Origin of the sequence: Pseudomonas sp. A2, assembly GCF_023100865.1 — a bacterium.
Taxonomy (GTDB): Bacteria; Pseudomonadota; Gammaproteobacteria; order Pseudomonadales; family Pseudomonadaceae; genus Aquipseudomonas; species Aquipseudomonas asiatica.
On the sequence record NZ_CP039127.1, the window covers coordinates 741,990 to 768,909 of the forward strand.

The window sequence follows — 26,920 nt, forward strand, 5'->3', positions numbered from 1 at the left end:
CGCAGCAGGTAGAATCGAGCACTTGCTTAGCCTGCTATGGATTCCTGATGAACCTGCGAATGGTGCTCATCCTGGGCGCACTCAGTGCGTTCGGGCCCTTGGCGATCGACTTCTACCTGCCTGCTTTCCCGGCCATGGCGCAGGCGTTCGCCACCGATGAAAAACACGTCCAGGCCACTTTGGCCGCCTACTTCCTTGGCCTGTCCATCGGGCAACTGGCCTACGGGCCGGTGGCTGACCGCTTTGGCCGACGCAAGCCGCTGATGTTCGGGGTGACCCTGTTCACCCTGGCGTCACTGGCCTGTGCCTATGCCCCCAACCTCGATACCCTGGTGCTGGCGCGGTTTGTCCAGGCGTTGGGCGGTTGCGCCGGGATGGTGCTTTCGCGGGCCATCGTCAGTGACAAGTGCGACCCGGTGGCCTCGGCCAAAGTGTTCTCGCAGCTGATGCTAGTCATGGGCCTGGCGCCAATCCTGGCACCGATGCTGGGCGGGGTGCTGGTGAACGTGGCCGGCTGGCAATCGATCTTCCTCGCCCTGAGCCTGTTCAGTGCCGGCTGCCTGCTGGCGGTCAGCCTGGGCCTGCCGGAAAGCCTGCCCGAGCACATACCGCGGCAACCGCTGTCTGGCGCCATGCGCCAATACTTGCGTCTGTTCGCTGACCGGGTGTTCGTCGGCCATGCCCTGACCGGTGGTATCGCCATCGCCGGCATGTTTGCCTACATCGCCGGTTCACCTTTCGTGTTCATCAAGCTCTACGGCGTGCCGGCCGAGCATTACGGCTGGTTGTTCGGCACCAATGCCGCCGGCTTCATCCTGGTGGCGCAGGTGAATGCACGCTTGCTGGCCAAGCGCGGGCCGGCGTTTCTGTTGGCGCGTGCGGTGTGGCTGTACCTGGCTGCGGGCTTGGTGTTGCTGGCCGTGGCGGCAATGCGGCCAACACAGCTGTGGCCACTGCTGGTACCGCTGTTCGTCTGCATCTCCAGCCTTGGCTGCATCATCCCCAACGCCTCTGCGTGTGCCATGAGCGGGCAGGGGGCGCGGGCCGGCAGTGCCTCGGCGCTGATGGGCTGCCTGCAGTTCAGCGTTGCCGCCGGCGCAGCAGCGCTGGTCGGGCTGCTGCATGATGGCAGTGCGGTACCGATGGCGCTGGTGATCAGCCTGTGCGGGGCGCTGGTGGTCAGTGTCGCGCTGCTGACCCGACGCTTGCCGGCCAAGGCTCCCGCATAAGCGGGTGAGGTGCATGCAGGCGGGTTTCCAGCGTGGCGACGAAGGCACGCGCCTCGGCCTCGCTGCGGAAACTGACCACGTGTTGATCGAGCTGGACCTGCCAGGGGCAAGCGGGGTTTCGGCTCGACGCACTGACGACAATTTTCATCGCGGCATACCTCCAAAGGGGGAGAGCGGATGAAGTGTAGCGCTGCACCTTCTGCCCGCCATGACCTGCATCAGTGTCCTGACTGACGGTTGGCAAGAATGTTTTCTACATGTTTTTTCCTGCTTGGGGTGCAATGCCCGCAAGCACGTGGAACCTTCGCTTTGGCTTGCGCTACTTGTGGAAATTGGTTGTCGGCCGCGTCCGAAGTTGCATCCGGTGTTTTTTCCGCCTGTCGTTCCCGGGCTCCTGCCATGTGTGCCGGGCTGCTTGCCCACGCGGTCCGGGCAGCTTTCACGCACTGCTTCACTGCTTGCCATGGGTAGGCATACCCAGTGGTATTTTGCCTGTGGCACCACTGCGCGGCGCTGCCTGAATGGCGTTTTTTGCGGCTTATACTGGCGAACCAGGCCAGTGCCAGCGAGAGGCGCTTCCCTGCCAGGGGTGGCCATCGCATCCACACAGTGAACTTGCAGGGAGTTACAGGGACATGAACGCAGCCAGCAGTATCAGCCAGATTGCCAGCCTGATGGCCGACCCCAAGCGCAGTGCCATGTTGTGGGCATTGATCGATGGCACGCCGCGGCTGGCCAACGAGCTCGCGGTAATGACAGGCCTGACCTCGTCATCGGCCTGCGCTCATCTTTCGTTGTTGTCGTCGGCCGGTTTGCTCCGGCACGAAGCGCGGGGGCGCAAGCGCTACTTCCGGCTGGCCACCCCGCAAGTCGGGGCGGCGGTGGAGGCCCTGGCCAGTGTCCAGTTGGAGAGTGCCAGGGGGGAGCGGGCCAAGGCACCGGTATCACCGCTACCCATGTCGATACGCAGGGCGCGTCGCTGTGGCGATCACCTGGGTGGGGAACTGGCCGGTGAACTGTATCACCGTCTGGTGGTGGCCGGCTGGCTGGAGGGTAGTGGTCGGCAGTTGATGGTAAGCGAAGAGGGGCGGAGGCAGTTGGCTTTGGTCGGGGTCTACATCGATGCCTTGGCGCCGCACCAGCAACGTGGCTGTGTGATCTGCCGCTGCACCGAGTGGAACGACCAGGGGCCGCACCTGGGTGGCGTACTGGGGCAGGCCTTGTTCCGGCTGTTCCTGCAATCTGGCTGGATGCGCGAGGCCGAGGACTCGCGGGCATTGCATATTTCTGCGTTGGGTATCCAGCAGATCAATCGCATTGCCCGCGTGCCGACGTTGCAGGTAGGTTGACGGCGCCACAGATATGTCGCCGTCAGGTCATTCAGGCCAGCCGGGCATCCAGGCTGTTCTGGGCCAGTCGACGGGCCTGGTCTTCGGTCATACCCAGATGGGTGTACAGGGCGTGGAAGTTTTCGGTGACATAGCCGCCGAAGTAGGCCGGGTCGTCAGAGTTGACCGTGACCTTCACGCCGCGCTCGAGCATCTCGAGGATGTTGTGCTGGCTCATGTGGTCGAACACGCACAGTTTGGTGTTCGACAGCGGGCACACCGTGAGCGGGATCTGCTCGTCGATGATGCGCTGCATCAGGCGCTCGTCCTCGATGGCGCGCACACCGTGGTCGATACGCTTGACCTTCAGCAGGTCCAGGGCTTCCCAGATGTACTCGGGCGGGCCTTCCTCGCCGGCATGGGCAACGGCGACCAGGCCTTCGCTGCGGGCGCGGTCGAACACGCGCTGGAACTTGCTCGGTGGGTGCCCCATTTCCGAGCTGTCCAGGCCAACGGCGATGAACGCATCGCGGAATGGCAGGGCCTGGTCGAGGGTTTTCTGTGCTTCATCTTCGCTGAGGTGGCGCAGGAAGCTGAGGATCAGGCCACTGCTGATGCCCAGTTGTTCGCGACCGTCCTTCAACGCCTGGTTGATGCCGTTGAGCACCATCTCGAAGGGGATGCCGCGGTCGGTATGGGTCTGTGGGTCGAAGAACGGTTCGGTGTGGATCACGTTCTGCGCCTTGCAGCGTTGCAGGTAGGCCCAGGTCAGGTCGTAGAAGTCCTGCTCGGTGCGCAGCACGTCGGCGCCCTGGTAATACAGGTCCAGGAACTCCTGCAGGTTGTTGAAGGCATAGGCACCGCGCAAGGTCTCCACATCGGCCCAGGGCAGGGCGATCTTGTTGCGCTCGGCCAGGGCGAACAGCAGCTCGGGCTCCAGCGAGCCTTCCAGGTGCAGGTGCAGTTCGGCCTTGGGCAGGGCGTTCAACCAGTCATACATGGTGGGTCATCTCGATCAGGTACGGTTGCCGCCATTCTACAGAGCCTGGCCGGGCATTGCGCACGGCCAGGCTGCGACCTGGTGAATCACCAGACCAAGGGTTCGCCCTTGTAGTTGATGAAGCGCAGGCCGCCGTTGCCGCTTTGCGCCTTGATCTGTTCAAGCATGCCGCGGGTGCTGGTCAGCACGTCGATCTCGGCGTTTTCACCGCCCATGTCGGTTTTCACCCAGCCAGGGTGCATGGCCAATACGCAAAGGTCGGGGCGTTGTTGCTCGACGACGAAGCTGTTGATCATCGAGTTCAGGGCCGCCTTGCTGGCCTTGTACAGGCAGATTTCGCCGCCATCGGGGATGGTCACGCTGCCCAGGATCGAGCTCATGAAGGCCAGCACGCCGCTGCCTTCGCGTACCTGGCCGACCAGGCGGCGGGCCACGCGGATTGGCGCCACGGCGTTGGTCATGAACAGGTCGCCGATGTCCTTGTTCTGCACCGTCTCCAGGTCTTGCGGCAGAGGCCCCATGACCCCGGCGTTGATGAACACCAGGTCGAAGACTTGGTCTTGCAGGCGTTGCTTGAGGCCATCGAGCTGGGCCGTGTCGTTCATTTCCAGCTGTTCGATGCGCACGCCGGGCACGTCCGCTAGGGCGCCGGGCTGCTGCGGGTTGCGCACGGTGGCGGTGATGGTCCAGCCGTCTTCCTGCAGGCGTTGCACCAGGCCCAGGCCCAGCCCGCGCGAGGCGCCGATGATGAGTGCGGTTTTTGCGTTAGCCATTTGGATGCGCTCCGTGATCGGTTCGAAGAAGGATATTGAGGATAATGCACTGTGGTGCCGAGCGCCTCGTTGTGGGCTGTACGAAAAATCACCAGTTGCGTCAGGCCCTTGTACGGCGTGGCCTTCGGCTTGTTGGCGCACGGGTTATCCACAAGCTGGTCCACAGTTATTGTGTGCAAGCGCAGATGGCTGTGCGGGGGTACGCAGGCTGGGGACCTGGGGATAACGTCAGGAGCATCAACGGTTTGCGGCTGTCATCAAATGGTGATCAAAATATGATCAAGCCTCTGTAGCCCTTGATTAATGCTGCCTGCAAGCGAATGCCCCAAGCTTATCCACAGGCCGGCCCACAGTTGTTGTGGGCAATGTTCAACGTGCTTCGAGCAGAATGCGCCCGCGGCTCAAGTCGGCCAACTGCTGCTGAATTTGCGCAAGATGGGTGTCGCCGAGTGCAATCAGCAGGTCCACGCCATTGGCGGTGAATTGTTCGTCCAGAACCAGGCCGTCAACCTCTGCCAGGCGCAGCTTTACCAGTGCCAGTTCGCTGAAACTGCAACTGCAGGTGAATTCGCTGCGCTGTACCAGCAGCCGCTTGGGTGCCTGTTGCAGGCATTTGTTGGCGCCGCCGCCGTAGGCCCTGGCCAAGCCGCCAGTTCCCAGCTGAATGCCGCCGTACCAGCGGATTACCAGCACTACCACCTGGTCGCAGTCCTGCGCCTCGATGGCCGCGAGGATTGGCCGCCCCGCGGTACCGCCAGGTTCGCCGTCATCGCTGCTGCGGTACTGGGCGCCAAGCTTCCAGGCCCAGCAGTTGTGGGTGGCGGCCAGGTCGCTGTGGCGTTCGATGAAACTCATCGCGTCGGCGGCACTGCTGATCGGCCCGGCCAGGGTGATGAAGCGGCTTTTGCGGATTTCCTCGCGGTACTCGCAGAGGTCGAGCAGGGTAGAAGGCATAAATGACGATCAGGCAGCCGGCTTGATGCCGCAGCCCTTCAAAATGATGTGGATAAGATTGTTGCTCGCGTCTTCCATGTCCTGCTTGGTCAGGCGGCTGCGGCCGGTCACCTGGCAGATCTGGGTGGCGAAGTCGGCGTAGTGCTGGGTGCTGCCCCACAGCAGGAAGATCAGGTGCACCGGGTCGACCGGGTCCATCTTTCCGGCTTCGATCCAGGCCTGGAACACCGCGGCCCGGCCGCGGAACCATTCTCGGTAGTCGGCACTGAAGTATTCGCTCAGGCAGGTGCCGCCGCTGATCACTTCCATGGCGAAAATCCGCGAGGCTTGCGGGTTGCGCCGGGAGAACTCCATCTTGGTGCGGATGTACTGGCTCAGGGCTTCGCCCGGGTCGTCGTCGACGCTCAAGGCGTTGAAGGTGCTGTCCCACAACTCGATGATGTTGCTGAGTACGGCAATGTACAGGCCCAGCTTGTTGGTGAAGTAGTAATGCAGATTGGCCTTGGGCAACCCCGCCTTGAGGGCGATGGTGTTCATGCTGGTGCCCTTGAAACCATGGCGGGCAAACTCGTCTTCGGCGGCCTGGATAATGGCCTGTTCGTTCTTCTGGCGGATGCGGCCCGCGGGCTTGCCCGAGGCGGAGAGGCGATGCGCAGGGACTTCTAGGGTCATGGACGATTCCGTACGGGTCAGTGGCTGCGGCTGTCGGACAAGATTACCTGCCTGTGCCGAAGTGACAAGCGTTTGCGGCACAGACTGGCATCAGCGTGTCGCAGCCAGGCTTTCGAGGAAGCTTTCCAGTACCAGGTTCGGCCGCCGGCCCTTGCGCGTTACCCAGCTGAGACTCAGGTCATAGAAGCGTTCCCGGGGCTTGAGGGCACGCAAGCGGCCTTGCTGCACCCAGAACGTGGCGTAGTGGTCTGGCAGGTAGCCGATGTAGCGCCCGGTAAGGATGAGAAACGCCATGCCTTCGCGGTCCGAAGCACTGGCCGTGCAATTCAGTGCCTGGTAATGCGCCTGGATTTCGGCCGGCAGGCGGAAGGTGGGGGTGATGGCTTCCTGGCTGTTGAGGCGGTCGTCGTCGATCTGCTGGTCATCGGCATAGAACAGTGGGTGGCCGACTGCGCAGTACAGCAGCGAGCGCTCACTGTACAGCGGCTGGTACTCGAGGCCCGACAGCGGGCTGGTCTGCGGCACCACACCTACATGCAGGCTGCCATCGAGCACGCCGTGCTCGACCTGGCTGGGTGCGATCATGCGGATCTGGATGCGCACATCGGGGCCGCGGTCCTTGAGCTCGGCCAGGGCATGGGTAATGCGCATGTGTGGCAGGGTCACCAGGTTGTCGGTCAGGCCAATGTTCAGCTCGCCACGCAAATGCTGGTGCAGGCCGTTGACCTCGGTGCGAAAGCTTTCCAGAGCGCTGAGCAGTTGCAGCGCCGAGTGGTAGACCTCGCGGCCTTCCTCGGTCAGCGAGAACCCGGCGCGTCCGCGCTGGCACAGGCGCAGGCCCAGGCGTTGCTCGAGGTCGTTCATCTGCTGGCTGATGGCCGAACGGCCAATGCCCAGCACGTTTTCGGCGGCCGAGAAGCCGCCGCACTCGACGACACTGCGGTAGATCTTCAGCAGGCGGATGTCAAAATCGCTGACTTGGGCGAGTGGATCGGGGCGTCGGCTCATTAGTTTAGTCAGGGCCTGTCTGAAGATTAGAAATGTTGGCTTTTCCAGACTTTATCGCCGTGCCAATTTAGCTGCAACAACATCCATCGTTGCCTAATCGTCTTCCGAGGAACCGCCGATGAACATGCCCGAAACCGCCCCCGCCGGTATCGCCAGCCAGCTCAAGCTGGATGCGCACTGGATGCCCTACACCGCCAACCGCAACTTCCAGCGCGACCCACGCCTGATCGTGGCGGCCGAAGGCAGCTACCTGTTCGACGACCAGGGGCGCAAGATCTTCGATGCCCTGTCCGGTTTGTGGACCTGCGGCGCCGGGCACACCCGCAAGGAAATCACCGAAGCGGTGGCTCGCCAGATCGGCACACTGGACTACTCCCCGGCCTTCCAGTTCGGCCACCCGCTGTCGTTCCAGCTGGCCGAGAAGATCACCGAACTTACCCCGGGCGACCTGAACCATGTGTTCTATACCAACTCCGGTTCCGAGTGTGCCGACACCGCGCTGAAGATGGTGCGTGCCTACTGGCGCCTGAAAGGCCAGGCGACCAAGACCAAGATCATCGGCCGTGCTCGCGGCTACCACGGCGTGAACATCGCCGGCACCAGCCTCGGTGGCGTCAACGGTAACCGCAAGCTGTTCGGTCAGCTGCTGGATGTCGACCACCTGCCTCACACCGTGCTCCCGGTCAACGCCTTCTCCAAAGGCATGCCGGAAGAGGGTGGTATCGCCCTCGCTGACGAGATGCTCAAGCTGATCGAGCTGCACGACGCCTCCAACATCGCTGCCGTGATCGTCGAGCCGCTGGCGGGTTCGGCTGGTGTTCTGCCGCCGCCGAAGGGTTACCTGAAGCGCCTGCGTGAAATCTGCACCCAGCACAACATCTTGCTGATCTTCGACGAAGTGATTACCGGCTTCGGCCGCATGGGCGCGATGACTGGCTCCGAAGCCTTCGGCGTGACCCCGGACCTTATGTGCATCGCCAAGCAGGTGACCAACGGCGCCATCCCGATGGGCGCGGTTATCGCCAGCAGCGAGATCTACCAGACCTTCATGAACCAGCCGACCCCCGAGTACGCTGTGGAATTCCCGCACGGCTACACCTACTCGGCCCACCCGGTAGCCTGCGCCGCCGGTATCGCCGCGCTGGACCTGCTGCAGAAGGAAAACCTGGTGCAGGCCGCCGCCGAGCTGGCGCCGCACTTCGAGAAGCTGCTGCATGGCGTGAAGGGCACCAAGAACATCGTCGATATCCGCAACTACGGCCTGGCCGGCGCGATCCAGATCGCTGCCCGGGACGGTGATGCCATCGTGCGTCCGTACGAAGCGGCGATGAAACTGTGGAAGAAAGGCTTCTATGTACGCTTCGGTGGCGACACCCTGCAGTTCGGCCCAACCTTCAACACCACGCCGCAGGAACTGGATCGCCTGTTCGACGCAGTAGGCGAAACCCTGAACCTGATCGACTGATCTTTCCGATTCTGATGCCTGGCGCGTGAACGCATCGCGCGCCTGCCTCAACCTTCTTTATCTGGAGTTTTGCATGAGCATTGTTCAGCACCTGATCCATGGCGAACTGGTTACCAAGGGTGAGCGCACCGCCGATGTCTTCAACCCGTCCACCGGCCAGGCCGTGCGCAAAGTCGAGTTGGCCAGCCGCGCGACCGTGCAGGAAGCGATCGACTCGGCCAAGGCTGCCTTCCCGGCCTGGCGCAACACCCCACCGGCCAAGCGCGCCCAGGTGATGTTCCGTTTCAAGCAACTGCTGGAGCAGAACGAAGCGCGTATCTCGCAGATGATCAGCGAAGAGCACGGCAAGACCCTGGAAGATGCTGCCGGCGAACTGAAGCGTGGCATCGAGAATGTCGAGTTCGCCTGCGCCGCGCCTGAAGTGCTCAAAGGCGAGTACAGCCGCAACGTCGGCCCGAACATCGATGCCTGGTCCGACTTCCAGCCGCTGGGCGTGGTTGCCGGTATCACCCCGTTCAACTTTCCGGCCATGGTGCCGCTGTGGATGTACCCACTGGCCATCGCCTGCGGCAACGCCTTCATCCTCAAGCCTTCCGAGCGCGACCCGAGCTCGACTCTGTTCATCGCCCAGCTGCTGCTGGAAGCCGGCCTTCCGAAGGGTATCCTCAACGTGGTGCATGGCGACAAGGAAGCGGTGGATGCGCTGATCGAAGCGCCGGAAGTGAAGGCCCTGAGCTTCGTCGGTTCGACTCCGATCGCCGAGTACATTTACGCTGAAGGCACCAAGCGCGGCAAGCGTGTGCAGGCCCTGGGTGGTGCGAAGAACCATGCGGTGCTGATGCCGGATGCCGACCTGGACAATGCCGTGAGCGCACTGATGGGGGCGGCCTACGGTTCATGCGGCGAGCGTTGCATGGCCATTTCGGTGGCGGTATGCGTGGGTGACCAGGTGGCTGACGCCCTGATTGCCAAGCTGGAACCGCAGATCAAGGCACTGAAGATTGGGGCCGGCACCTCGTGCGGCCTGGACATGGGGCCGCTGGTGACGGCTGCTGCCCGTGACAAGGTAGTGGGCTACATCGATGACGGTGTTGCTGCTGGCGCCAAGCTGGTGGTGGATGGCCGTGGTTTCCGTGTGGCCGGTAATGAGGATGGCTATTTCGTCGGTGGCACCCTGTTCGACAAGGTGACCCCAGAGATGCGCATCTATAAGGAAGAGATCTTCGGCCCGGTGCTGTGCGTAGTGCGTGTGAACAGCCTGGAGCAGGCCATGCAACTGATCAACGATCACGAGTACGGCAACGGCACCTGCATCTTCACCCGTGACGGTGAAGCGGCGCGCCTGTTCTGTGACGAGATCGAAGTGGGCATGGTCGGTGTGAACGTACCGCTGCCGGTACCGGTGGCCTACCACAGCTTTGGTGGCTGGAAGCGCTCGTTGTTCGGTGACCTGCATGCCTATGGTCCGGACGGTGTGCGCTTCTATACCCGTCGCAAGGCGATTACCCAGCGCTGGCCGCAGCGGGCCAGCCATGAGGCTTCGCAGTTTGCGTTCCCTAGTTTGTAAGGGATGAAGCAGAAGCGGGGAGGCCGACAGGCCTCCCCGCTTTGTTTTTGGGGTTTGGTGTTTTGGCTTTTGGTTGTCGTGTGCGTCAGGGCGGCTATGGGCCTGTCTTGAGATGGTATTGGCTTTGAGAGGTGGCTGTCTTGGGTTTTCTGGCGCCTGTGAGATCGAGCGCCGCCCGCGCGGCGCTTCGCAGCACAAGGCTGCTCCTACCGTTTGTTTCGGGCCAATTATTCCTGTGAGAACGGCACGCGACCGCCTTGGCGTCCACCTCGATGTCGCGTCGGGCAAACAAGGCGGTCGCGTGCGCAGGCACAGGCGTGACTGGCCCGAAACAGATGTAGGAGCAGCCTTGTGCTGCGAAGCGCCGCGCGGGCGGCGCTCGATCTCATAGGTGCAGAAGGTGTTGTGGCGAACATCTGGTGGCCTTTATAAGGTCTTCGCCTGGGATATTTCAAATAAATGAAATTAACCCTTGACCGCCTTCTGAATCCCCTTATAATGCGCCCCACTTCCAGCGACGCCGGAACGACAAACTCCTTGATTTTCAAAGAGTTAGATAGTTGAAGCGAAGTTGAAAGGGCTACGATCAAATGATCGCCAGCGGTTGAGATGATGGTTGACAGCGCTTCTAAACGCTGTATGATTCGCCTCCCGCTACGAGAGATCGCAGCGAGTCAAGTGTTTGAAGCTAAACGAGTTTCTCGCAAAAAACTTCAAAATAAACGCTTGACAGCAAATGAGGGAAGCGTAGAATGCGCGCCTCGGTTGAGACGAAACGCTCTTAACCAAACGCTCTTTAACAAATCGAATCAAGCAATTCGTGTGGGTGCTTGTGAGTACGGACTGATAGTCACAAAGATTATCAGCATCACAAGTGGCCATGCGAGAAATCACATAGTCATTTGAGATTGCTGAGCCAAGTTTAGGGTTTCTTAAAAACCCAAGCAGTATTGAACTGAAGAGTTTGATCATGGCTCAGATTGAACGCTGGCGGCAGGCCTAACACATGCAAGTCGAGCGGATGAAGGGAGCTTGCTCCTTGATTCAGCGGCGGACGGGTGAGTAATGCCTAGGAATCTGCCTGGTAGTGGGGGACAACGTTTCGAAAGGAACGCTAATACCGCATGCGTCCTACGGGAGAAAGCAGGGGACCTTCGGGCCTTGCGCTATCAGATGAGCCTAGGTCGGATTAGCTAGTTGGTGAGGTAATGGCTCACCAAGGCGACGATCCGTAACTGGTCTGAGAGGATGATCAGTCACACTGGAACTGAGACACGGTCCAGACTCCTACGGGAGGCAGCAGTGGGGAATATTGGACAATGGGCGAAAGCCTGATCCAGCCATGCCGCGTGTGTGAAGAAGGTCTTCGGATTGTAAAGCACTTTAAGTTGGGAGGAAGGGCAGTAAGTTAATACCTTGCTGTTTTGACGTTACCGACAGAATAAGCACCGGCTAACTCTGTGCCAGCAGCCGCGGTAATACAGAGGGTGCAAGCGTTAATCGGAATTACTGGGCGTAAAGCGCGCGTAGGTGGTTCGTTAAGTTGGATGTGAAAGCCCCGGGCTCAACCTGGGAACTGCATCCAAAACTGGCGAGCTAGAGTACGGTAGAGGGTGGTGGAATTTCCTGTGTAGCGGTGAAATGCGTAGATATAGGAAGGAACACCAGTGGCGAAGGCGACCACCTGGACTGATACTGACACTGAGGTGCGAAAGCGTGGGGAGCAAACAGGATTAGATACCCTGGTAGTCCACGCCGTAAACGATGTCAACTAGCCGTTGGAATCCTTGAGATTTTAGTGGCGCAGCTAACGCATTAAGTTGACCGCCTGGGGAGTACGGCCGCAAGGTTAAAACTCAAATGAATTGACGGGGGCCCGCACAAGCGGTGGAGCATGTGGTTTAATTCGAAGCAACGCGAAGAACCTTACCAGGCCTTGACATGCAGAGAACTTTCCAGAGATGGATTGGTGCCTTCGGGAACTCTGACACAGGTGCTGCATGGCTGTCGTCAGCTCGTGTCGTGAGATGTTGGGTTAAGTCCCGTAACGAGCGCAACCCTTGTCCTTAGTTACCAGCACGTTATGGTGGGCACTCTAAGGAGACTGCCGGTGACAAACCGGAGGAAGGTGGGGATGACGTCAAGTCATCATGGCCCTTACGGCCTGGGCTACACACGTGCTACAATGGTCGGTACAGAGGGTTGCCAAGCCGCGAGGTGGAGCTAATCTCACAAAACCGATCGTAGTCCGGATCGCAGTCTGCAACTCGACTGCGTGAAGTCGGAATCGCTAGTAATCGCGAATCAGAATGTCGCGGTGAATACGTTCCCGGGCCTTGTACACACCGCCCGTCACACCATGGGAGTGGGTTGCACCAGAAGTAGCTAGTCTAACCTTCGGGAGGACGGTTACCACGGTGTGATTCATGACTGGGGTGAAGTCGTAACAAGGTAGCCGTAGGGGAACCTGCGGCTGGATCACCTCCTTAATCGACGACATCAGCCTACTGATGAGCTCCCACACGAATTGCTTGATTCATGGTTGAAGACAATCAAGATCCTGTATGGGTCTTGTGTTGTTCCTGGTCAGAACTTGGAAATGAGCATTCGCATCGAATGTTGATTTCTGACTTTTGTCAGATCGTTCTTTAAAAATTCGGATATGTGATAGATATAGACTGATGACCAGTTTCACTGCTGGTTAATCAGGCTAAGGTAAAATTTGTGAGTTCTGCTCGAAAGAGCAACATGCGAATTTTCGGCGAATGTCGTCTTCACAGTATAACCAGATTGCTTGGGGTTATATGGTCAAGTGAAGAAGCGCATACGGTGGATGCCTTGGCAGTCAGAGGCGATGAAAGACGTGGTAGCCTGCGATAAGCTTTGGGGAGTCGGCAAACAGACTGTGATCCAGAGATCTCTGAATGGGGGAACCCACTCAGCATAAGCTGAGTATCTTGTACTGAATACATAGGTGCAAGAGGCGAACCAGGGGAACTGAAACATCTAAGTACCCTGAGGAAAAGAAATCAACCGAGATTCCCTTAGTAGTGGCGAGCGAACGGGGACCAGCCCTTAAGTTGATTTGAGATTAGTGGAACGCTCTGGAAAGTGCGGCCATAGTGGGTGATAGCCCCGTACACGAAAATCTCTTGTCAATGAAATCGAGTAGGACGGAGCACGAGAAACTTTGTCTGAATATGGGGGGACCATCCTCCAAGGCTAAATACTACTGACTGACCGATAGTGAACCAGTACCGTGAGGGAAAGGCGAAAAGAACCCCGGAGAGGGGAGTGAAATAGAGCCTGAAACCGTATGCGTACAAGCAGTGGGAGCCTACTTTGTTAGGTGACTGCGTACCTTTTGTATAATGGGTCAGCGACTTATATTCAGTGGCGAGCTTAACCGAATAGGGGAGGCGTAGCGAAAGCGAGTCTTAATAGGGCGTTTAGTCGCTGGGTATAGACCCGAAACCGGGCGATCTATCCATGGGCAGGTTGAAGGTTAGGTAACACTGACTGGAGGACCGAACCGACTACCGTTGAAAAGTTAGCGGATGACCTGTGGATCGGAGTGAAAGGCTAATCAAGCTCGGAGATAGCTGGTTCTCCTCGAAAGCTATTTAGGTAGCGCCTCATGTATCACTCCAGGGGGTAGAGCACTGTTTCGGCTAGGGGGTCATCCCGACTTACCAAACCGATGCAAACTCCGAATACCTGGAAGTGCCGAGCATGGGAGACACACGGCGGGTGCTAACGTCCGTCGTGAAAAGGGAAACAACCCAGACCGTCAGCTAAGGTCCCAAAGTCATGGTTAAGTGGGAAACGATGTGGGAAGGCTTAGACAGCTAGGAGGTTGGCTTAGAAGCAGCCACCCTTTAAAGAAAGCGTAATAGCTCACTAGTCGAGTCGGCCTGCGCGGAAGATGTAACGGGGCTCAAACCATGCACCGAAGCTACGGGTGTCATCTTTGATGACGCGGTAGAGGAGCGTTCTGTAAGCCTGTGAAGGTGAGTTGAGAAGCTTGCTGGAGGTATCAGAAGTGCGAATGCTGACATGAGTAACGACAATGCGAGTGAAAAACTCGCACGCCGAAAGACCAAGGTTTCCTGCGCAACGTTAATCGACGCAGGGTTAGTCGGTCCCTAAGGCGAGGCTGAAAAGCGTAGTCGATGGAAAACAGGTTAATATTCCTGTACTTCCAGTTATTGCGATGGAGGGACGGAGAAGGTTAGGCCAGCCTGGCGTTGGTTGTCCAGGTTTAAGGTGGTAGGCTGAAATCTTAGGCAAATCCGGGATTTCAAGGCCGAGAGCTGATGACGAGTTGCCTCTAGGCGACGAAGTGGTTGATACCATGCTTCCAAGAAAAGCTCCTAAGCTTCAGATAACTGGGAACCGTACCCCAAACCGACACAGGTGGTTAGGTAGAGAATACCAAGGCGCTTGAGAGAACTCGGGTGAAGGAACTAGGCAAAATGGCACCGTAACTTCGGGAGAAGGTGCGCCGGCGAGGGTGAAGGACTTGCTCCGTAAGCCCATGCCGGTCGAAGATACCAGGCCGCTGCGACTGTTTATTAAAAACACAGCACTCTGCAAACACGAAAGTGGACGTATAGGGTGTGACGCCTGCCCGGTGCCGGAAGGTTAATTGATGGGGTTAGCGCAAGCGAAGCTCTTGATCGAAGCCCCGGTAAACGGCGGCCGTAACTATAACGGTCCTAAGGTAGCGAAATTCCTTGTCGGGTAAGTTCCGACCTGCACGAATGGCGTAACGATGGCGGCGCTGTCTCCACCCGAGACTCAGTGAAATTGAAATCGCTGTGAAGATGCAGTGTATCCGCGGCTAGACGGAAAGACCCCGTGAACCTTTACTATAGCTTTGCACTGGACTTTGAATTTGCTTGTGTAGGATAGGTGGGAGGCTTTGAAGTGGGGACGCCAGTTCTCATGGAGCCATCCTTGAAATACCACCCTGGCAACTTTGAGGTTCTAACTCAGGTCCGTTATCCGGATCGAGGACAGTGTATGGTGGGTAGTTTGACTGGGGCGGTCTCCTCCCAAAGAGTAACGGAGGAGTACGAAGGTGCGCTCAGACCGGTCGGAAATCGGTCGTAGAGTATAAAGGCAAAAGCGCGCTTGACTGCGAGACAAACACGTCGAGCAGGTACGAAAGTAGGTCTTAGTGATCCGGTGGTTCTGTATGGAAGGGCCATCGCTCAACGGATAAAAGGTACTCCGGGGATAACAGGCTGATACCGCCCAAGAGTTCATATCGACGGCGGTGTTTGGCACCTCGATGTCGGCTCATCACATCCTGGGGCTGAAGCCGGTCCCAAGGGTATGGCTGTTCGCCATTTAAAGTGGTACGCGAGCTGGGTTTAGAACGTCGTGAGACAGTTCGGTCCCTATCTGCCGTGGACGTTTGAGATTTGAGAGGGGCTGCTCCTAGTACGAGAGGACCGGAGTGGACGAACCTCTGGTGTTCCGGTTGTCACGCCAGTGGCATTGCCGGGTAGCTATGTTCGGAAGAGATAACCGCTGAAAGCATCTAAGCGGGAAACTTGCCTCAAGATGAGATCTCACTGGGATCTTGAATCCCCTAAAGGGCCGTCGAAGACTACGACGTTGATAGGTTGGGTGTGTAAGCGCTGTGAGGCGTTGAGCTAACCAATACTAATTGCCCGTGAGGCTTGACCATATAACACCCAAGCAATTTGCTAGCGCAGATTGCGGTGGTGAAGACGAAGCAACCGAAAGTTCGCAACATCACAAATATCGCATATCCGAATTCGCTGGGCTGTCCATCTGGACATTCTGGCAACAGAATTTCTTGACGACCATAGAGCATTGGAACCACCTGATCCCATCCCGAACTCAGCAGTGAAACGATGCATCGCCGATGGTAGTGTGGGGTTTCCCCATGTGAGAGTAGGTCATCGTCAAGATTCATTTCTCAAAACCCCTATCTGCGCATGCAGGTAGGGGTTTTGTCTTTGTGGCGCAAAAATTCCTGGGCATACGCAGTCCCTGTGGGAGCGGGTTCACCCGCGAACACCGGCATAGCCGGTGCCATCCACCACGTCGCCCGCTTCGCGGCGGTTCGACGCCTCGACTCGCCCGCACTGGTCACCGTTCAATCGTCGCCTCCCACAATTCGAGCCAGAACACTAGAATAGGCCCACGCACCTATTCAGAAGCGCTATATGCCCAATCCTGTCGAACCTGAAACCCTGGCCCAGTTGCCGTTGGACGAGCTTGTCGCCTGTCATGAATGTGACCTGCTGCTGCGCAAGCCCGTGCTCCAGCATGATGAGAAAGCCCAATGCCCGCGCTGCGGCTATGAGCTGTACGCCCATCGGCACAATGTGGTCAACCGCAGCCTGGCCCTGGTGCTCACCGCCTTGCTGCTGTTTGTGCCTGCCAATTTCCTGCCGATCATGCAGCTGCACCTGCTTGGCCAGACATCGGACGATACTGTCTGGAGCGGCGTGCTGGGCCTGTACAACTCGGAAATGCGCGGTGTGGCCGTCGTGGTTTTCTTGTGCAGCATGGCCATCCCTCTGGCAAAACTGCTCTGTCAGCTGGTCGTGCTCTTGAGTATCCGTCTGAACGTGGGGCGTAGTTTCGGCCTGCTGTTCTACCGCATCTATCACCACTTGCGTGACTGGGGCATGCTCGAGGTCTATTTCATGGGCGTGCTGGTAGCCATCGTCAAGCTGGTGGACCTGGCCGAGCTGACGGTAGGCCTGGGGCTGTTCTGCTTCATCAGCCTGTTATTGATCCAGGTGTGGCTCGAGGTGGTGATGTCACCGCATCAGATCTGGAGTGCGCTATCAGGGGAGGACCTGCATGCGGGCGATTGATGCAGGCATTCTTGTCTGCAATGAATGTCACGAGCTGAACCGGCAACAGCCAGACAGCACTTCACAAACCTGTACACGCTGCGGTGCCATCGTGCATGCCCGTCGGCCGAACAGCATCGCGCGTACCTGGGCGCTGCTGATTGCCGCGTCGATCCTGTACATCCCGGCCAACATGCTGCCGATCATGACCGTGAGCACCCTGGGCCAAGGCAGCCCCGACACGATCATGTCCGGCGTCATCACCTTGCTCAAGCATGGCATGGTGCCCATTGCTGCCGTGGTGTTCATTGCCAGTATCCTGGTGCCCACGTTCAAACTGGTGGGCATCGGCTTGCTGTTGTACTCCGTTCAGCGCCGTCAGCCGCTTTCGGCACGGCAACGGATATTGATGTACCGCTTCATCGAATTCATTGGGCGCTGGTCCATGCTCGATATCTTTGTCATCGCCATCCTGGTGGCGGTGGTGAATTTCGGCCGAATAGCCAGTGTCGAAGCCAACCTGGGCGCTGTCGCCTTTGCAACTGTGGTGATCCTGACAATGCTTGCCGCTTTAACTTTCGATCCCCGACTGATTTGGGACAACACGGAGTCGGATGACGACCATGAGTGACCTGCCAACGGCTAAAACCCGCCCAGCCTCGAACTGGTCGGCCATATGGATCCTGCCTTTGATCGCCTTGATGATCGGTGGCTGGCTTGCGTGGCAGGCTTACCGTGATGCCGGTGTGGAAATTGAAGTCCGCTTCGAGTCGGGTGAGGGTATCGTCGCCAACAAGACCGAGGTGATCTACAAGGGCATGCCGGTTGGCAAGGTCAAGAGCCTGGTGCTCGACGCCAAGGGTGAGAACCAGGGAGTGATCGCCACCATCGAGATGAACAAGGCTGCCGAGCCGCATCTGACCAAAGGCACGCGTTTCTGGCTGGTGAAGCCGAGCGTCAGCCTGGCGGGTATTTCCGGCCTGGAAACTCTGGTGTCAGGCAACTACATCGCCGTCAGCCCAGGGGAGGGGGAGCGCACCAAGCGTTTTACTGCCTTGAAGGTTGCGCCGCCGCTGTCGGACACCGAGCCGGGCCTGCACCTTACCCTCAAGGCTGAGCGGCTTGGGTCGCTCAACCGTGACAGCCCGGTGTTCTACAAGCAGATCCAGGTTGGCCGGGTTAAAAGCTACCGCCTGTCCGAGGACCAGAGCACCGTCGAGATAAAGGTCTTCATCGAGCCGGCCTATGCCAGCCTGGTGCGCAAGCACACGCGTTTCTGGAATGCCAGCGGCGTCAGCATCGATGCCTCGCTGTCGGGCGTGAAAGTGCGTAGTGAATCGCTGTCGAGCATTGTCGCCGGTGGTATCGCCTTTGCCACGCCGGAACACCGCAAGGACAGTCCACCCACCGACTCGAACCTGCCGTTCCGTCTGTATGAGGACTTTGATGCGGCCCAGGCCGGTATCCGGGTGAAGGTGAAATTGAGCGATTACGAGGGCCTGCAGGCGGGCCGTACACCGGTCATGTACAAGGGCATCCAGGTAGGCTCGCTGAAAGCCCTGACAATGGCAGACAACCTGGCCAGTGCCTCAGCCGAGCTTACGCTGGACCCGTTGGCCGAGGATTATCTGGTCGAGGGCACGCAGTTCTGGGTGGTAAAGCCGTCGATTTCCCTGGCGGGTATCACCGGCCTGGAGGCGCTGGTCAAGGGTAACTACATTGCCATTCGCCCTGGTGAAAGGGGCGCGCGGCCCGAACGCGAGTTCGAAGCCCGCGCCAAGGCGCCTCCGCTCGACCTCAAAGCACCAGGCCTGCACATGGTGCTGTTCGCCGACACCCTGGGTTCGCTGGAAGTCGGTAGCCCGGTCATGTACCGCCAGGTGAAGGTGGGTAGCGTGCAGAGCTACCAGTTCGCCCGCAACAGCAATCGCATCCTGATCGGTGTGCATATCGAGAAGGAATACGAAAAGCTGGTCAACGGTTCGTCGCGCTTCTGGAATGTCAGTGGCATCACCCTGACGGGCGGCCTTTCGGGCATCAAGATCAAGAGTGAGTCACTGCAAACCCTGATGGCCGGTGGTATCGCATTCGACACGCCACGGCCCGATGTGCCCCTGAAACGCCACATCCCGCGCTTCCGCCTGCATGACAGCCAGGATGCGGTCAACCGCGCGGGTACGTTGATCACCATTCGCGTGGACCGTGCCGATGGCCTCAAGCCGGGTACGGCGATCCGCTTCCGTGGCCTGGATGTGGGCAGCATCGAGAGCGTCGACCTGACCGATGACCTGCAGGCGGTGCTGCTGCGGGCGCGCATTACCGAAGCGGCGGACCGTATCGCCCGCGTCGGTACGCAGTTTTGGGTGGTCAAGCCAGCCTTTGGCCTGGTGCGCACGCAGAACCTCGACACTCTGGTGGGCGGGCAGTACCTGGAAGTGCAGCCGGCTGCCAAGGACCGTGGCCCGCAGCGCGATTTCATCGCCTTGGCCGACGCCCCGCAGGTGGCAGTGCCTGAAGTCGGGCTGCCGTTGACGCTGAGCGCCCCGCGCCGTGGCTCGATCAAGCCGGGCGTGCCGGTGACCTATCGTGAGGTTGCGGTGGGCAAGGTGACGGGCTTCGAACTGGGCCAGAGCGCTGACCGCGTATTGATCCATATCCTGATCGAGCCGCGCTACGCGGCCCTGGTGCGCAGCGGCAGCCGTTTCTGGAACAGCAGCGGCTTCGGTTTCGACTGGGGGCTGGTCAAGGGGGTTACGGTGCGTACCGAGTCGGTGGAGACCATGATCGACGGCGGTATCGCCTTTGCCACGCCGGATGGCGAGCAGATGGGCAACCCGGCACGGCCGCAGCAGACGTTCGCCTTGTTCGACAAGGCCGAGGATGAATGGCTGCAGTGGGCGCCGAAGATTCAGATTGCCAAGTGATGTGGAGGCAGGGCTGCCAAGTGCAGCCTTGCGCTTTTCCGTAGGAGCAGCCTTGTGCTGCGAATGGGCTGCGTAGCAGCCCTGACAATGTCCGCTGCCAGCTGAAGCCTGGGGCTGCTATGCAGCCCATTCGCAGCACAAGGCTGCTCCTACAAAAAGCCGATCGTAATCAACTGGGCGGGATGCTTGCACAAATCGCAGGCAACAAAAAACCGACCCTAGGGTCGGTTTTTCGACTAGCGCGTCGCTTAGGCAGCTGCAGCTTCTTTCAGCGCCTTGATGTGGCCATTCAGACGGCCTTTGTGACGAGCAGCCTTGTTCTTGTGGATGATGCCCTTGTCGGCCATACGGTCGATTACAGGCACAGCCAGAACGTAAGCGGCTTGCGCTTTTTCGGCGTCTTTTGCGTCGATGGCTTTAACTACATTCTTGATGTAGGTACGGACCATGGAACGCAGGCTGGCGTTGTGGCTGCGACGCTTCTCAGCCTGTTTTGCACGTTTCTTGGCGGAAGGTGTGTTGGCCACCGTCGAGCTCCTCGAAAGACTTTAGGTAAATAGCAAACAAAATAGGCCGCGAATCATGCCGATCAGTCGAACGGATGTCAAGGCCACCTGCAAGGTTCCGCCGAGCGGTGCGCCAACAAGAGGGAAATATTCCTTTCTGCTGCGCGACCTGTAAACTCGGGAATTTTTGGCTCCCCTGCGAAGGCGCGGGAGTATCGCACATTCGGACGCTGTCTGGCAGCGTCCTCTGCCCTTGGCGTGAATCTTTTCGATGAACCTGCTCAAATCCCTGGCTGCGGTAAGCTCGATCACCATGATTTCCCGGGTGCTAGGCTTTGTCCGCGACACCATCCTGGCGCGTGTTTTCGGCGCCGGCATCGCCACCGATGCTTTCTTCATCGCCTTCAAGCTGCCCAACCTGCTGCGGCGCATCTTCGCCGAGGGCGCATTTTCCCAGGCCTTCGTGCCGATCCTGGCCGAATACAAGACCCAGCAAGGCGAGGAGGCGACCCGCACCTTCGTCGCCTATGTCAGTGGCCTGCTGACCTTGGTTCTGGCGCTGGTGACCGCCATCGGCATCCTGGCGGCGCCATGGGTGGTGTGGGCGACCGCACCAGGCTTTGTCGACAGTGCCGAAAAGTACGAACTGACCACCGCCCTGTTGCGGGTGACTTTTCCTTATATATTGCTGATCTCGCTGTCCTCCCTGGCCGGGGCAATCCTCAATACCTGGAACCGTTTCTCGGTGCCGGCCTTTACCCCGACCTTGCTGAACGTGGCGATGATTGCCTTCGCCGTGCTGCTCACGCCGTATTTCGACCCGCCCATCATGGCCTTGGCATGGGGCGTGCTGGCCGGTGGCCTGGCACAGTTGCTGTACCAGCTGCCAGCGCTGAAGAAGATCGGCATGCTCGTGCTGCCACGCCTGAACCTGCGTGATGCCGGCGTGTGGCGGGTGCTCAAGCAGATGCTGCCGGCGATCCTCGGGGTGTCGGTGAGCCAGATCTCGCTGATCATCAACACCATCTTCGCCTCCTTCCTGGTAGCCGGCTCGGTGTCGTGGATGTACTACGCCGACCGCCTCATGGAGCTGCCTTCCGGCGTACTGGGCGTGGCCCTGGGCACCATACTGCTGCCGACCCTGGCCAAGACCTACGCCAACAAGGACCGCGAGGAATACTCGCGGATCCTCGACTGGGGCCTGCGCCTGTGCTTCCTGCTGGTGCTGCCATGCACCCTGGCCCTGGCCATTCTCGCCGAGCCACTGACCGTGGCGCTGTTCCAGTACGGCAAGTTCACTGCCGTCGACGCAGCCATGACCCAGAAGGCGCTGATCGCCTATTCGGTGGGCTTGCTGGCGATCATTCTGGTCAAGGTGCTGGCACCGGGCTTCTATGCGCAGCAGAATATCCGTACACCGGTGAAGATCGCGGTATTCACCCTGGTTTGCACCCAACTGTTCAACCTGGCCCTGATCGGGCCGCTCGCGCATGCCGGCCTGGCCCTGGCGATCAGCCTGGGGGCCTGCCTGAACGCCGGCCTGCTGTTCTGGAAACTGCGCAGTCAGCAGCTGTTCCAGCCGCAACCAGGCTGGGCGATATTCCTGCTCAAGCTGGTGCTGGCGGTGGGGCTGATGTCGGCGGTGTTGCTGGCCGGCATGCATTATCTGCCGGCCTGGGAACAGGGCAACATGCTCGAGCGCCTGGTGCGCCTGGGGGCTCTGGTACTGGCGGGCGTCGTGACCTATTTCGGCTGCCTGTACCTGTGCGGCTTCCGGCCTCGGCATTTCGCCCGCAAGGCCTTGCACTGAGGCATCGGGCGGGTCAGGCGTCGGTTTTTCGCATTCCACGCCGCCCTTGGGCGCTGCTGCCTGTCACCGGCGCCCGGGTGTGGTTATAATCGGCCACTTTATGAGCAAGAAGCGCGTTATGCAGCTGGTTCGAGGTCTTCACAACCTGCGCCCCGAGCACCGGGGCTGTGTCGCCACCATTGGCAACTTCGACGGGGTTCACCGCGGCCACCAGGCTATCCTGGCGCGCCTGCGCGAGCGCGGCCAGGCCTTGGGCCTGCCGACCTGCGTGGTCATTTTCGAACCGCAACCACGCGAGTATTTCGCCCCCGACACCGCGCCGGCCCGCCTGGCCCGGCTGCGCGACAAGATCGAGCTGCTGGCGGCCGAGGGTATCGACCGGGTGCTGTGCCTGGCATTCAACCAGCGCCTGAGCAAGCTCGGCGCCGATGCCTTCGTCAAGGCCATCCTGGTCGACGGCCTGGGTGTACGCCACCTCGAAGTGGGCGATGACTTCCGCTTCGGCTGCGACCGCGCCGGCGACTTCGCTTTCCTGGTCGAGGCCGGCAAGCAGTACGGCTTCACCGTCGAGGCTGCCAACACGGTGATCCAGGACGGCCTGCGGGTCAGCAGCACCGAAGTGCGCAAGGCCCTGTCCGAAGGCAACTTCGAGCTGGCCGAGCACCTGCTGGGCCGCCCGTACCGCATCAGCGGCCGCGTGCTGCATGGCCAGAAGCTGGCCCGCCAGCTCGGCACACCTACCGCCAACATCCAGCTCAAGCGCCGCCGCGTGCCGCTGTCCGGGGTCTACCTGGCCAGCATCGAAATCGACGGCAAGGCCTGGCCGGGTGTCGGCAATATCGGCGTGCGCCCCACCGTTGCCGGTGATGGGCGCCCGCACCTGGAGATTCATCTGCTGGACTATGCCGGCGACCTTTACGGCCGGCGCCTGACGGTGGAGTTCCACCACAAGCTGCGAGAAGAGCAGCGATTCGCCTCCCTGGAGGCGCTGAAGTCGGCGATCGATGCGGATATCGCCGCCGCACGTGCACATTGGCACGCTCAACCGCTAACGAAGAGCCTGAAATGACCGACTACAAAGCCACGCTTAACCTTCCGGACACCGCCTTCCCCATGAAGGCCGGCCTGCCTCAGCGCGAACCGCAGATCCTGCAGCGCTGGGACAGCATTGGCCTGTACCAGAAGCTGCGCGAAATTGGCAAGGATCGTCCCAAGTTCGTCCTGCACGACGGCCCGCCCTATGCCAACGGCAAGATTCACATCGGTCATGCGCTGAACAAGATCCTCAAGGACATGATCGTCCGTTCCAAGACCCTGGCCGGCTTCGATGCGCCGTATGTGCCGGGCTGGGACTGCCATGGCCTGCCGATCGAGCACAAGGTCGAGGTCACCCACGGCAAGCATCTGTCCGCCGACCGCACTCGCGAGCTGTGCCGCGAGTACGCCGCCGAGCAGATCGAAGGGCAGAAGACCGAGTTCATCCGCCTGGGCGTGCTGGGCGACTGGGACAACCCGTACAAGACCATGAACTTTGCCAACGAGGCCGGCGAAATCCGCGCCCTGGCCGAGATGGTCAAGCAAGGTTTCGTGTTCAAGGGCCTGAAGCCTGTGAACTGGTGCTTCGATTGCGGTTCGGCCCTGGCCGAGGCCGAAGTCGAGTACGCCGACAAGAAATCGCAGACCATCGACGTTGCCTTCCCGGTAGCCGATGACGCCAAGCTGGCTGCTGCCTTCGGTCTGGCTTCGCTGGCCAAGCCGGCTGCCATCGTGATCTGGACCACCACCCCGTGGACTATCCCGGCCAACCAGGCGCTGAACATCCACCCGGAGTTCAAGTACGCCCTGGTCGACACCGGCGAGCGTCTGCTGGTTCTGGCCGAAGAGTTGGTCGAGTCGTGCCTCAAGCGCTACAGCCTGGAAGGCTCGGTCATTGCCACCGCCCAGGGTTCGGCACTGGAACTGATCAACTTCCGCCACCCGTTCTATGACCGCCTGTCGCCAATCTACCTGGCTGACTACGTCGAGCTGGGCGCCGGTACCGGCGTGGTGCACTCCTCGCCAGCCTACGGTGAAGACGACTTCGTCACCTGCAAGCGCTACGGCATGGTCAACGACGACATCCTCACCCCGGTGCAGAGCAACGGCGTGTATGTGGACTCGCTGCCATTCTTCGGCGGCCAGTTCATCTGGAAGGCCAACCCGGCCATCGTCGAGAAGCTGAGCGAAGTCGGCGCGCTGATGCACACCGAAACCATCAGCCACAGCTACATGCACTGCTGGCGCCACAAGACCCCGCTGATCTACCGCGCCACCGCGCAGTGGTTCGTGGGTATGGACAAGCAGCCGACCACCGGCGAGCCGCTGCGTGAGCGCGCACTTAAAGCCATCGAAGACACCAAGTTCGTCCCGGCCTGGGGCCAGGCGCGCCTGCATTCGATGATCGCCAACCGCCCGGACTGGTGCATCTCCCGTCAGCGCAACTGGGGTGTACCGATCCCGTTCTTCCTGCACAAGCAGACCGGCGAGCTGCACCCACGCACCGTCGAGCTGATGGAAGCAGTGGCCAAGCGCGTCGAACAGGAAGGCATCGAGGCCTGGTTCAAGCTGGACGCCGCCGAACTGCTGGGCGCTGAAGCCGAGCAGTACGACAAGATCACCGACACCCTCGACGTGTGGTTCGACTCGGGTACCACCCACTGGCACGTGCTGCGTGGCTCGCATGACATCGGCCACGCCACCGGCCCGCGTGCCGACCTGTACCTGGAAGGTTCCGACCAGCACCGCGGCTGGTTCCACTCGTCCTTGCTGACCGGTTGCGCCATCGACGGCCACGCGCCGTACCGCGAGCTGCTGACCCACGGCTTCACCGTGGACGAGAACGGCCGCAAGATGTCCAAGTCGCTGGGCAACACCATCGAGCCGGAGAAGGTCAACAACACCCTGGGTGCCGATATCCTGCGCCTGTGGGTTGCCGCTACCGACTATTCCGGTGAAATGGCCGTTTCCGAGCAGATCCTGCAGCGCAGCGCCGACGCGTACCGCCGTATCCGCAACACTGCACGCTTCCTGCTCTCCAACCTGTCCGGCTTCGACCCGGCCCGCGACTTGCTGGCCCCGGAAGACATGCTGGCGCTGGACCGCTGGGCGGTTGACCGTACCCTGCTGCTGCAACGCGAGCTGGAAGAGCACTACAGCGAGTACCGTTTCTGGAACGTCTACTCCAAGGTGCACAACTTCTGCGTGCAGGAACTGGGCGGCTTCTACCTCGACATCATCAAGGACCGCCAGTACACCACCGGCGCCAACAGTGTCGCTCGCCGTTCCTGCCAGACCGCGCTCTACCACATCAGCGAGGCGCTGGTACGCTGGATCGCGCCGATCCTGGCGTTTACGGCCGACGAAATCTGGCAGTACCTGCCAGGCGAGCGCAACGAGTCGGTAATGCTCAACGGCTGGTACGAAGGCCTGAGCGAGCTGCCGGAAGGTACCGAACTGGACCGCGCCTACTGGGACCGCGTGATGGCCGTCAAGGCATCGGTCAACAAGGAGCTGGAAAACCAGCGTACCGCCAAGGTCATCGGCGGCAACCTGCAGGCCGAAGTCACCCTGTACGCCGACGAAGGCCTGAGCGCCGACCTGGGCAAGCTGGGCGACGAACTGCGCTTCGTGCTGATCACCTCGGCTGCCAGCGTTGTGCCATTCGCGCAAGCGCCGGCCGAAGCGGTGGCCACCGAAGTCGAAGGCCTCAAGCTGCAAGTGGTCAAGTCCGGCCACACCAAGTGCGGCCGTTGCTGGCACTTCCGCGCCGACGTCGGCAGCCACCCGGAGCATCCGGAAATCTGCGGCCGTTGCGTCGACAACCTGAGCGGTTCCGGCGAGGTGCGCCACTATGCCTAACCCTGTAGCGGGGCGCTTCGGGCGCCTTGCATGGCTTTGGCTGAGCCTGGTGGTACTGGTCCTCGACCAGGCCACCAAGCTGTATTTCAACAATGCCCTGACCATGTACCAGCAGGTTGTCGTCATCCCTGACTACTTCAGCTGGACCCTGGCCTACAACACCGGCGCGGCGTTCAGCTTCCTGGCGGAAAGCTCGGGCTGGCAGCGCTGGCTGTTCGCCCTGATCGCCGTGGTGGTCAGTGCCGTGCTGGTGGTTTGGCTCAAGCGCCTGGGGCGCAACGAGACCTGGCTGGCCGTGGCGCTGGCGCTGGTGCTGGGTGGCGCGATCGGCAACCTGTACGACCGCGTCGTGCTCGGCCATGTGGTCGACTTCATCCTGGTGCACTGGCAGAACCGCCATTACTTCCCGGCCTTCAACCTGGCCGACAGCGCCATCACCGTTGGTGCGGTGATGCTGGCGCTGGATATGTTCAAGAGCAAGAAGTCCGAGGATCCGGTCCATGACTGACACCCGTATCGGCCAGAACACCGAAGTCACCCTGCACTTCGCGTTGCACCTGGAAAACGGCGATACCGTCGACAGCACGTTCGACAAGGCCCCGGCCACCTTCAAGGTTGGCGATGGCAACCTGCTGCCAGGGTTCGAGAACGCCCTGTTCGGCTTCAAGGGCGGCGACAAGCGTACCGTCGTGGTGGCCCCGGAGAACGCGTTCGGCCAGCCAAACCCGCAGAACGTGCAAGTCATGCCACGGTCTCAGTTCGAGGGCATGGAGTTGTCCGAAGGGCTGTTGATCATCTTCAACGACGCCGCCAACACCGAGCTGCCGGGTGTGGTCAAAGCGTTCGATGACGACCAGGTGACCATCGACTTCAATCACCCATTGGCTGGCAAGACCCTGACCTTCGAGGTGGAGATCCTCGAGGTGAAGGCCCTGTAAGCCTGGA

19 protein-coding genes and 3 rRNA genes are annotated in these 26,920 nt (G+C 60.2%); 15 read left to right on the forward strand and 7 right to left on the reverse strand.

The window, feature by feature from the left end; genetic code table 11:
• The first annotated feature begins 47 nt into the window (after positions 1-47).
• Positions 48-1,229: a multidrug effflux MFS transporter gene (locus E5221_RS03485; RefSeq protein ID WP_015268836.1), complete on the forward strand. Its 1,182-nt coding sequence runs from the start codon at positions 48-50 to the stop codon at positions 1,227-1,229.
• Here E5221_RS03485 and E5221_RS03490 read toward each other — a convergent pair.
• Positions 1,180-1,377 (reverse strand): hypothetical protein, encoded by a 198-nt coding sequence (locus tag E5221_RS03490; protein ID WP_015268837.1) that lies wholly within the window; start codon positions 1,375-1,377, stop codon positions 1,180-1,182. The two genes, E5221_RS03485 and E5221_RS03490, sit on opposite strands and share 50 nt — an antisense overlap.
• Positions 1,378-1,864: 487 nt before the next feature.
• On the opposite strand from E5221_RS03490, the gene E5221_RS03495 reads away from it, so the two are divergent.
• The gene (locus E5221_RS03495; protein WP_061552087.1) at positions 1,865-2,578 is read left to right on the forward strand and encodes a helix-turn-helix transcriptional regulator; all 714 of its coding nucleotides are present in this window, start codon (positions 1,865-1,867) and stop codon (positions 2,576-2,578) included.
• Between the two features lie 31 nt (positions 2,579-2,609).
• Here E5221_RS03495 and E5221_RS03500 read toward each other — a convergent pair whose 3' ends face one another.
• From E5221_RS03500 to E5221_RS03520, 5 genes are all read right to left on the reverse strand, one after another.
• Positions 2,610-3,557: an adenosine deaminase gene (locus tag E5221_RS03500; protein WP_061552088.1), complete on the reverse strand. Its 948-nt coding sequence runs from the start codon at positions 3,555-3,557 to the stop codon at positions 2,610-2,612.
• 86 nt (positions 3,558-3,643) lie between these two features.
• Positions 3,644-4,330 carry an SDR family oxidoreductase gene (locus tag E5221_RS03505; protein WP_013970741.1) on the reverse strand — a complete coding sequence of 229 codons (687 nt, stop codon included), beginning with the start codon at positions 4,328-4,330 and terminating at the stop codon, positions 3,644-3,646.
• A gap of 369 nt (positions 4,331-4,699) precedes the next feature.
• Positions 4,700-5,284, reverse strand: a complete 585-nt coding sequence (locus E5221_RS03510) for a YigZ family protein (RefSeq protein WP_015268839.1) — start codon at positions 5,282-5,284, stop codon at positions 4,700-4,702.
• A gap of 9 nt (positions 5,285-5,293) precedes the next feature.
• Positions 5,294-5,956: a TetR/AcrR family transcriptional regulator gene (locus tag E5221_RS03515; protein WP_003257076.1), complete on the reverse strand. Its 663-nt coding sequence runs from the start codon at positions 5,954-5,956 to the stop codon at positions 5,294-5,296.
• A 90-nt stretch (positions 5,957-6,046) separates the two neighbouring features.
• Positions 6,047-6,964, reverse strand: a complete 918-nt coding sequence (locus tag E5221_RS03520; RefSeq protein ID WP_013970743.1) for a LysR family transcriptional regulator — start codon at positions 6,962-6,964, stop codon at positions 6,047-6,049.
• A 118-nt stretch (positions 6,965-7,082) separates the two neighbouring features.
• Between E5221_RS03520 and E5221_RS03525 the strand changes: the two genes are divergently transcribed.
• The 8 genes from E5221_RS03525 (at position 7,083) to E5221_RS03560 (ending at position 19,762) form a co-directional block, all read left to right on the forward strand.
• Positions 7,083-8,429 (forward strand): aspartate aminotransferase family protein, encoded by a 1,347-nt coding sequence (locus E5221_RS03525; RefSeq protein ID WP_013970744.1) that lies wholly within the window; start codon positions 7,083-7,085, stop codon positions 8,427-8,429.
• Between the two features lie 73 nt (positions 8,430-8,502).
• On the forward strand, positions 8,503-9,996 hold the full coding sequence (locus E5221_RS03530; protein ID WP_023662877.1) for a CoA-acylating methylmalonate-semialdehyde dehydrogenase: 1,494 nt from the start codon (positions 8,503-8,505) through the stop codon (positions 9,994-9,996).
• A gap of 952 nt (positions 9,997-10,948) precedes the next feature.
• A 16S ribosomal RNA gene (locus E5221_RS03535) occupies positions 10,949-12,485 on the forward strand.
• A 317-nt stretch (positions 12,486-12,802) separates the two neighbouring features.
• A 23S ribosomal RNA gene (locus E5221_RS03540) occupies positions 12,803-15,694 on the forward strand.
• A gap of 131 nt (positions 15,695-15,825) precedes the next feature.
• Positions 15,826-15,941: ribosomal RNA gene (gene rrf / locus E5221_RS03545) — 5S ribosomal RNA — on the forward strand.
• Together the 16S, 23S and 5S rRNA genes form the textbook arrangement of a ribosomal RNA operon.
• Positions 15,942-16,199: 258 nt before the next feature.
• A complete protein-coding gene (locus E5221_RS03550) occupies positions 16,200-16,859 on the forward strand; it encodes a paraquat-inducible protein A (protein ID WP_013970746.1) in 660 nt (219 codons plus the stop codon).
• Positions 16,846-17,469: a paraquat-inducible protein A gene (locus E5221_RS03555; RefSeq protein WP_015268842.1), complete on the forward strand. Its 624-nt coding sequence runs from the start codon at positions 16,846-16,848 to the stop codon at positions 17,467-17,469. Before E5221_RS03550 ends, E5221_RS03555 begins: the two co-directional genes overlap by 14 nt.
• Complete coding sequence (locus tag E5221_RS03560; RefSeq protein WP_247846866.1) at positions 17,462-19,762, forward strand: MlaD family protein; 2,301 nt, start codon at positions 17,462-17,464, stop codon at positions 19,760-19,762. Before E5221_RS03555 ends, E5221_RS03560 begins: the two co-directional genes overlap by 8 nt.
• Before the next feature lie 248 nt (positions 19,763-20,010).
• Here E5221_RS03560 and rpsT read toward each other — a convergent pair whose 3' ends face one another.
• Positions 20,011-20,289, reverse strand: coding sequence for a 30S ribosomal protein S20 (gene rpsT, locus E5221_RS03565; RefSeq protein WP_003247625.1), 279 nt, complete (start codon positions 20,287-20,289; stop codon positions 20,011-20,013).
• A 250-nt stretch (positions 20,290-20,539) separates the two neighbouring features.
• Here rpsT and murJ point away from each other — a divergent pair, with 250 nt between their 5' ends.
• The 5 genes from murJ to fkpB all read left to right on the forward strand — a co-directional run bounded on the left by murJ (position 20,540) and on the right by fkpB (position 26,913).
• Positions 20,540-22,078 carry a murein biosynthesis integral membrane protein MurJ gene (gene murJ / locus E5221_RS03570; protein WP_123084946.1) on the forward strand — a complete coding sequence of 513 codons (1,539 nt, stop codon included), beginning with the start codon at positions 20,540-20,542 and terminating at the stop codon, positions 22,076-22,078.
• A 118-nt stretch (positions 22,079-22,196) separates the two neighbouring features.
• Positions 22,197-23,147 (forward strand): bifunctional riboflavin kinase/FAD synthetase, encoded by a 951-nt coding sequence (gene ribF / locus E5221_RS03575; protein WP_023660619.1) that lies wholly within the window; start codon positions 22,197-22,199, stop codon positions 23,145-23,147.
• Positions 23,144-25,975: an isoleucine--tRNA ligase gene (gene ileS / locus E5221_RS03580; protein WP_061552036.1), complete on the forward strand. Its 2,832-nt coding sequence runs from the start codon at positions 23,144-23,146 to the stop codon at positions 25,973-25,975. The genes ribF and ileS overlap by 4 nt, the downstream gene beginning before the upstream one ends.
• A complete protein-coding gene (gene lspA, locus E5221_RS03585; protein ID WP_003258216.1) occupies positions 25,968-26,483 on the forward strand; it encodes a signal peptidase II in 516 nt (171 codons plus the stop codon). The genes ileS and lspA overlap by 8 nt, the downstream gene beginning before the upstream one ends.
• A complete protein-coding gene (gene fkpB / locus E5221_RS03590) occupies positions 26,476-26,913 on the forward strand; it encodes an FKBP-type peptidyl-prolyl cis-trans isomerase (RefSeq protein ID WP_003258215.1) in 438 nt (145 codons plus the stop codon). The genes lspA and fkpB overlap by 8 nt, the downstream gene beginning before the upstream one ends.
• Positions 26,914-26,920 lie beyond the last annotated feature (7 nt).